We start from the raw sequence: 7,051 nt of genomic DNA on the forward strand, positions 1-7,051 counted from the left end.
GATTGGTTATTTAACGCCACATCAAAAATATCATGAACTAAAGAATGCCGCTTAGATCTTCTACAGAATTTGTAGACCATTACAAATCAAGGTAGTCGATGCTTTTGGCTCTATTTGATTAATCCAACGCGATACAGATGCAGAGCCAATCCGAAATTGCTTCGCTGTTTCTCGGATATTCAATCCTTCTTCTTCCATCGTAAATATCACTTTACGTTTAAAATCAATTGAATAGCTCATATAAATAATGTCATCAAAATTAAGTCGCTTAGCTATAAATGATGATTGCATCGATCCAAGTAGAGTATTAGCTTTTTTTGATCATGAAGCCACAATTCATCAAGATGAAGCGCTTTTTCTTTGGATGCGAGATCATCCGTTTGATGACCTGGTTGTACTGGATATAACAGCCAGTGACTTATTAGCCAAAAGTTATCTTGATTTTGCGAGTTACGGTTTTCATCTAATCAGTGCTAATAAGATACTCGGCGCTCTGGCGAGCGATGACTACCCTCAGATCCGTGATGCTTTTGCAAAAACAGATCGATACTGGCTGTATAACGCGACAGTCGGGGCGGGATTACCAATAAATTATACTGTCCGTGATTTAAAAGAGAGTGGTCATAATATCTTTTCTATTAGTGGTGTTTTTTCTGGTACCTGATCTTGGTTATTTTTACAATTTGATGGCACGGTACCGTTTAATCAATTGGTTGAGCAAGCTTGGCAGGACGGCTTAACCGAGCCAGATCCACGAATTGATTTTTCTGGGCAAGATGTAATGCATAAATTGATCATTTTGGCACGTGAAGCGGGCTATGAAATTGAACCTGAACAAGGTACGGGTTGAGTCATTACTTCCCGCCAAAGCTGCAGCCGGTGATCTGGATGCGTTTTTTGAAAATAGTATGGTCATTAATGAACAAATGGCACAACGTTTTCAGGCTGCTCAGGAAATGGGCATGGTGTTGCGTTATGTTGCTCGCTTTGATGCTACTAAGAAACGCGCCAAAGTTACTGTTGACGCTGTTCTGCCTGATCATCCATTGGCCGCCTTATTACCCGGTGATAATGTTTTTGCCCTAAAAAGTCTTTGGTATGGTGATAATCCGTTAATAATTAGGGGCCTGGTGCTGGACGTCATGTGATGGCGGGCGCAATTCAGTCTGATCTTAATTGCTTATCACAATTGCTTTGATCGCCATAATAACAGCATAATCTTTTTGCTTCTACATGCATTGATAGTCAAGAAAAGCAGAGGAGTTATTCCTCTGTTTGTTGGTAAAGTCTTTTCGATGGTTAACAATATTGGCTAGCTAGTCCTTGATTCAACAATTTCCTGAAATTACACCCTACCTTGCAGTGAAATAATCTTTATAGTGGCAATAAGTCAATTATAAAATTTTATAAAGATGCCATACTTTTTGATCTATAGCTAAGCGACTTAATTTTGATTACACCATATTGAGTGCGAAAAAAATATCTGTGTCGCATCCGAGCGCTCTTTTTTTACATTTAGCTTGTGCCCATTTATGTTCAATTGGATTAAGATCTGGCGAATAGGTAGGCAAATATTCCACCATATGCCCCGCATCGATGATGACTTGTTGAATACTCTGTTTCTTGTGAAAAGTTGCATTATCCATCATGATTACACTGTTTTTAGGAAGTACTGGGATAAGGACTTGGGTGACCCATGCATAGAAAACATCGCTGTTAATATTGATATCAAATAATCCGATAGCAAACAGCGTTGTGCCCAATAAAGCGCCGATAACATTTGTTCTTCCTTTAGCTCCCCAGTTCTTGAGACCAACACACCGTTGACCTTTCGGGGAATAGCCGTGAGTCCGCGGGGTATCGTGTGAAAAACCACTTTCATCAATAAAAACAATATGCTTGCCTTCTTTTTCATACTGTTGTTTTTTTGTTGAAACGTTTGTCGAGTGTTTTCGTCGGCTTTCGGATGACGTAGAGTTTTTTTATAGGTCAATCCCATTTTTTTAAGAGCTTGCCAAATGGCCTTCTGACAAACGCCAAAACGCTCTGCACGCTCTTTTTGGTAAGCATCTGGATATTGTTCAACATCTTTTATCAACTCGGATTTATCGATTTTTCGCTGACGCGTAGTCGATGCTTTTGGCTCTATTTGATTAATCCAACGCGATACAGATGCAGAGCCAATCCGAAATTGCTTCGCTGTTTCTCGGATACTCAACCCTTCTTCTTCCATCGTAAATATCACTTTACGTCTAAAATCAATTGAATAGCTCATATAAATAATGTCATCAAAATTAAGTCGCTTAGCTATACTATCAGCAGCAGGATAGATAAGTTATTGAATAGAAAACAAGCAATTAAGTTAGATTTATGGTTGCTAGATTTTATTTTTAATCATACCAAAATATCAAGCAGATTCCTCTTTAATTTTTAGTTTCCAGCTAGGAACATCTTGCCAATATTTTTGTTCCTTTTCTAAATCTAGCAGCATTAAGGGATTTTTCTGTAAATAGTGGGGAGGAAAATAGAGTGTCCAATGATTTTCATCGGTTTTCAAACGTAGTGAGTTTGGCGTGGTTGTCGATTGCCGTTGATTATTAAGTAGCGTAGCTAACCGTAATAGTTGGATCATGGGTAAATATTGTTTTTTCTTAAATAGATTTAACTTAGGGAATTCATCAGCTTTGATACTTTTTTTATGATACCTGACCAATGTCGCCAGTAATAACTGTTGCTCTTGGTTAAATCCTGGCAGATTGGTGTTGTATAAAATATAGGCAGAATGACGATGTAAGCCATTATGATTGATATTTAATCCAACCTCATGCAGCATAGCTGCCCAGATAAGTAGCACTTTCAATTGTGGGTTAACCAACTTGGGATTTTGTTTTGCCCATTGTTGATAAAGGATCTCGATGGTTTTTGATACTCGCTGCGTTTGTTCTCGATCAATATTATGGTGTTCAGCTAAACTTAATGCGGTGCGTTGGCGAATGTCTGGATGACGAAAACGTCCTTCCATTTCATAGAGAACGCCTTCACGTAAAGCACCGTCAGAGAGCCTTAACTGCTTGATTTGCAGAGAATCAAAGATGCCACATAAAATGGCTAATCCCGGAACAAAAATGTGAGCACGCTCTGCCGATAAGCCGGGTAGATCGAGGAACTTAAAATTTTTATATTTTAGTACTAATTTTTTTAGTTTAACTAAGCGCTCATGGGTGATGATGCCATCTGAATCACCCAACTGGCAAAGTACGTCATGAATTGCTTTTATGGTTCCTGAACCACCAAAGGCATAGTCCCAACCTTGCATTTGATATTGGCAAGGAAGATTTTCCAGTTTTTGTCGGCTAGCAAAATAGGCGCGCGCAAAATTAGTTTCATTAATTAGATTATTAGCAAAAAATTGGCGGGCATAGCTGATGCAGCCCATTTTATGGCTTTCCATTAATAGAGGCTTAAAATCTTCACCAATAATAAGTTCTGTAGAGCCACCGCCAACATCGATCACCAGGTTCCGACCTTTTTCTGACTGGGTATGTTCAACCCCCATAAAAATCAGCCGCGCTTCTTCTTGGCCTGAAATAATTTCAATTGGGTAAGGTATAATGGCTTTAGCTCGTTGCAAAAACTCTTTGACGTTAATCGCTTCTCGTAAGGCATGAGTTCCAACTATGCAAACATTATCAGCGGTAAATCCTTGTAAACGTTCAGAAAAAAGCGCTAAGCAGGTCAAGGCACGCTGAATTGATTTTTCGCTTAATTTGTTATGTTCATCTAAACCGTCAGCCAGATGAACACGTTTTTTAATGCGGGTTAAAATCTGTAAGGCACCATTAACTATTCGCGCAACAATCATATGAAAGCTATTAGAGCCAAGATCTATGGCAGCAATTTCCATCGGCCTCGATGCTGAAGGTTTTATTAATGGCATAGTGTTAAGTTCTTGTTTCTGGATGTTCTAGTGATTTTAGATAATCGTAGACAGCAAGCTGTGCCTGGATCTTGCGTTTATTACCGCGTGGTACATAACGATTGGTTAACTCTTTATCGATATAACGCGCTTTAACGGTATCATTAAATTGTAATTCAAGAATGTCGAGCACGCGTTGTTTCAGTTGTTGATCAACCAATTTAACAGCCACTTCAATACGAAAATCGATATTGCGGGTCATCCAGTCAGCTGATGAAATGAAGACTTTTTCGTTGCCATTATTACTAAATACATAAACTCTGTCATGCTCAAGAAAACGGTCGACAATGCTAGTAACTTGAATATTTTCACTAAAATTAGCTTGGCCGGGAACCAGGGAACACATGCCGCGGATCAGCAGACGAATTTTTACGCCAGCATTGGAGGCATCATAAAGACGATTAATTAACTCTTTGTCGTCTAAGTTATTAATCTTTAGCAAGATAGCGGCCGCTTTTCCCGCTTGAACGTTGCTAATTTCCTGATCGATCAGTTGCGTCAGCCGAGTGCGTGAATTTTGCGGCGAAACCATTAGATTTTCAAAATTGACAGGTCGGTAAGGGTTTTCAATAAAGTTAAATACCCGCCTTACTTCATTGGTAATTTGTTGATTTGCCGTTAATAAGGAATAGTCGGTATAAAGGCGAGCGGTTTTTTCGTTAAAATTTCCGGTTCCAATATGAGCATAACGAATAATTTCACCTTGTTCGAGACGAGAAATAATAAAAAGTTTAGCGTGGATCTTAAGGCCAGGTGCAGAGAAAATGACATGAACTCCGGCTTCGGTAAGATGCTTAGCCCAATGAATATTGGCTTCTTCATCAAATCTCGCTTGTAATTCAACCACCACGGTGACTTTTTTACCGTTATGCGCGGCATGGATCATCGATTGAATAATGCGCGAATCCTTGGCTACACGATAAATATTGATTTTGATTGTCAATACGTTGGGATCAAAAGAGGCTTGGCGTAATAATTCTATCGTATGCTCAAAAGTGTAATAGGGATAATAGAGGAGAACATCTTTTTCTCTGATCGCATCAAAGCCATTACGGAAGTTATCAAAACGACGATGACGTAAACGCGGCAGTGGTTTATTCAGTAAATTTTTATTACCTTCGTTTGGAAATTTAATGAAATCTTTAAAGTTATGATAACGGCCACCGGCAATGACTGAATCATCACTTGATAGTCCGAGTTTTTTTCTCAGTAGTTCTACCATTTCATCAGGCATATTACGTTGATAAACAAAACGAACCGGTTCGGCATTAAGACGTTGTTTTAAACTGGATGACATCAACTCTAGCATGCTGGATTCCATCTCAGTAGTTAAATCATATTCCGCATCGCGCGTCATTTTCATCGCGTAGGCGTTTAATTGGTCATAGTCAAAAAAGCCTTTAAATATTTCGTCTAGACAATAACGCAAAATATTATCTAGCAGGATCATTGATTTCCTGCGTTTTGGCATTTCAGGCGGTAAATGAACAAATCGAGGTTGTTTGCCCGCAGGAATTTCTAGTAAGGCATATTGAATATTTTGTCCCTTGATAATTTCAACGGCTAAATAGGTATAATCATCTTTTAAAAATTCAACTAAATCAGTTTCTGGCGTGATCAGGATAGGCGTAATATGCTGACGAAGTTGTTGGCGAAAAAATTGTCGTAACCAAATTTGTTGATTTGGCGAAATTTGCCGTTCATTAATTAGGAAAATTTGGTTACGCGCCATTTCAAGTAATAACTCGTTATATAATGAGTCAAATTCTTGATCGAGTTTGGCAACTTTGCTTTCAATTCGCTTTAATAGCTGGCGTGAACTGGATGCGGTCCCTCGTTCTTCATTAATTAATATACGTCGCTTAACATCAGCAAATCTAATTTTATAAAATTCTTCAAGGTTATTGGAATAAATGCCTAAAAATCGCATGCGTTCAATCAGCGGATTACGTTTATCTGCTGCTTCTTGCAAAACTCGCTCATTGAATGATAACCAACTAATCTCTTTTTCAATATAGAGCCGATCTTGAGACATCTTTACTCCATAACCAATATTGTTATTTAGTAATAGAGGATATTGATCCTTAACAGCTTCTCTGATTACTGATGATTTTTTAGGTGTTTTATTGGCCTCTGGTGAGAATTTTTTCTCATTTCACTGTATTGATGTTGAAAAATACTCATCCGAATGACGGTACGATATTTACCATTAATAAAAAATTCATCAACCAAATCGGCTTCAATATGAAAGCCCAATTTTTTATAAATATGCAGCGCTTTGGTATTTTCTTTATCCACAATCAAGTAGACTTTATAGAGATTTAACACTGAAAAAGCATAATCCATCGCTAGGTTGGTGGCTTTGTCGGCATATCCTTTACCTTGAAAGGCCGGATCGATAATAATGCCAATTTCAGCTCGACGATGAATATAATTTATTTCTACTAATTCAATTAATCCAATTTTAGTGCCTTCATTTTCAATGATAAACCGACGCTCTAACTGATCATGAATGTGTTTGTCATACAGATCACTTAATTCAACAAAAGCTTCATAAGGCTCTTCGAACCAATAACGCATAACACTGGCGTTATTATCTAATTGATGGACAAATGGGAGATCTTCACGTTCTAAAGGTCGTAGTGTAATTGACTCATTTTTTTTGCCAGTAGGCATTGGATACCTCGATTGGGAGTAAAACTTAGCATATTATTAAAATAGTTACTATGGATGTTCTGTATTTTTAGTCGGTTTGGTTAGTAAAGAATAGCAAAATCAAGCTGAGTGATAAATGAGAGAAACTATATTTTAGCAAAAACTCAGTTTTCGATAACTAGTTAGTCAAGTATTGACTGATTATTACTACAAAGTTATCAATTAGAATTTGTATCAATATGGGTTAGCATCACTATACAAAATTGTGATGCCACATTGGCATCAGATAGGGAAAGATACTGCTAATCTTCATTAGGATAACCGTATTCAGGTATAGCTAAGCGACTTAATTTTGATGACATTATTTATAAGAGCTATTCAATTGATTTTAGACGTAAAGTGATATTTACGATGGAAGAA

5 protein-coding genes and 2 pseudogenes are annotated in these 7,051 nt (G+C 37.8%); 1 reads left to right on the forward strand and 6 read right to left on the reverse strand.

Features of this window, described 5'->3' with window-relative positions:
* Positions 1-60: 60 nt before the first annotated feature.
* Entirely contained in the window at positions 61-240 is a 180-nt protein-coding gene (locus tag ARSQ2_RS01090) for an IS630 transposase-related protein (protein WP_181994073.1), read from the reverse strand.
* Between the two features lie 49 nt (positions 241-289).
* Between ARSQ2_RS01090 and metL the strand changes: the two are divergent.
* A pseudogene (gene metL / locus ARSQ2_RS13435) lies at positions 290-1,198 on the forward strand (bifunctional aspartate kinase/homoserine dehydrogenase II); the annotation flags it as partial.
* A gap of 256 nt (positions 1,199-1,454) precedes the next feature.
* Here the strand turns inward: metL and ARSQ2_RS01100 are convergent.
* The 5 genes and pseudogenes from ARSQ2_RS01100 to speG all read right to left on the reverse strand — a co-directional run bounded on the left by ARSQ2_RS01100 (position 1,455) and on the right by speG (position 6,652).
* A complete protein-coding gene (locus ARSQ2_RS01100) occupies positions 1,455-1,895 on the reverse strand; it encodes an IS630 family transposase (RefSeq protein ID WP_238334227.1) in 441 nt (146 codons plus the stop codon).
* 68 nt (positions 1,896-1,963) lie between these two features.
* Positions 1,964-2,275: pseudogene (locus tag ARSQ2_RS12160) on the reverse strand (IS630 transposase-related protein); the annotation flags it as partial.
* 132 nt (positions 2,276-2,407) lie between these two features.
* Complete coding sequence (ppx, locus tag ARSQ2_RS01110) at positions 2,408-3,937, reverse strand: exopolyphosphatase (protein WP_181994074.1); 1,530 nt, start codon at positions 3,935-3,937, stop codon at positions 2,408-2,410.
* A gap of 4 nt (positions 3,938-3,941) precedes the next feature.
* Complete coding sequence (gene ppk1, locus ARSQ2_RS01115; protein ID WP_181994075.1) at positions 3,942-6,011, reverse strand: polyphosphate kinase 1; 2,070 nt, start codon at positions 6,009-6,011, stop codon at positions 3,942-3,944.
* Positions 6,012-6,076: 65 nt separating this feature from the next.
* Entirely contained in the window at positions 6,077-6,652 is a 576-nt protein-coding gene (gene speG / locus ARSQ2_RS01120) for a spermidine N1-acetyltransferase (RefSeq protein ID WP_181994076.1), read from the reverse strand.
* Positions 6,653-7,051: the final 399 nt, after the last annotated feature.

This window comes from Arsenophonus endosymbiont of Bemisia tabaci Q2 (assembly GCF_902713415.1).
GTDB lineage: Bacteria > Pseudomonadota > Gammaproteobacteria > Enterobacterales > Enterobacteriaceae > Arsenophonus.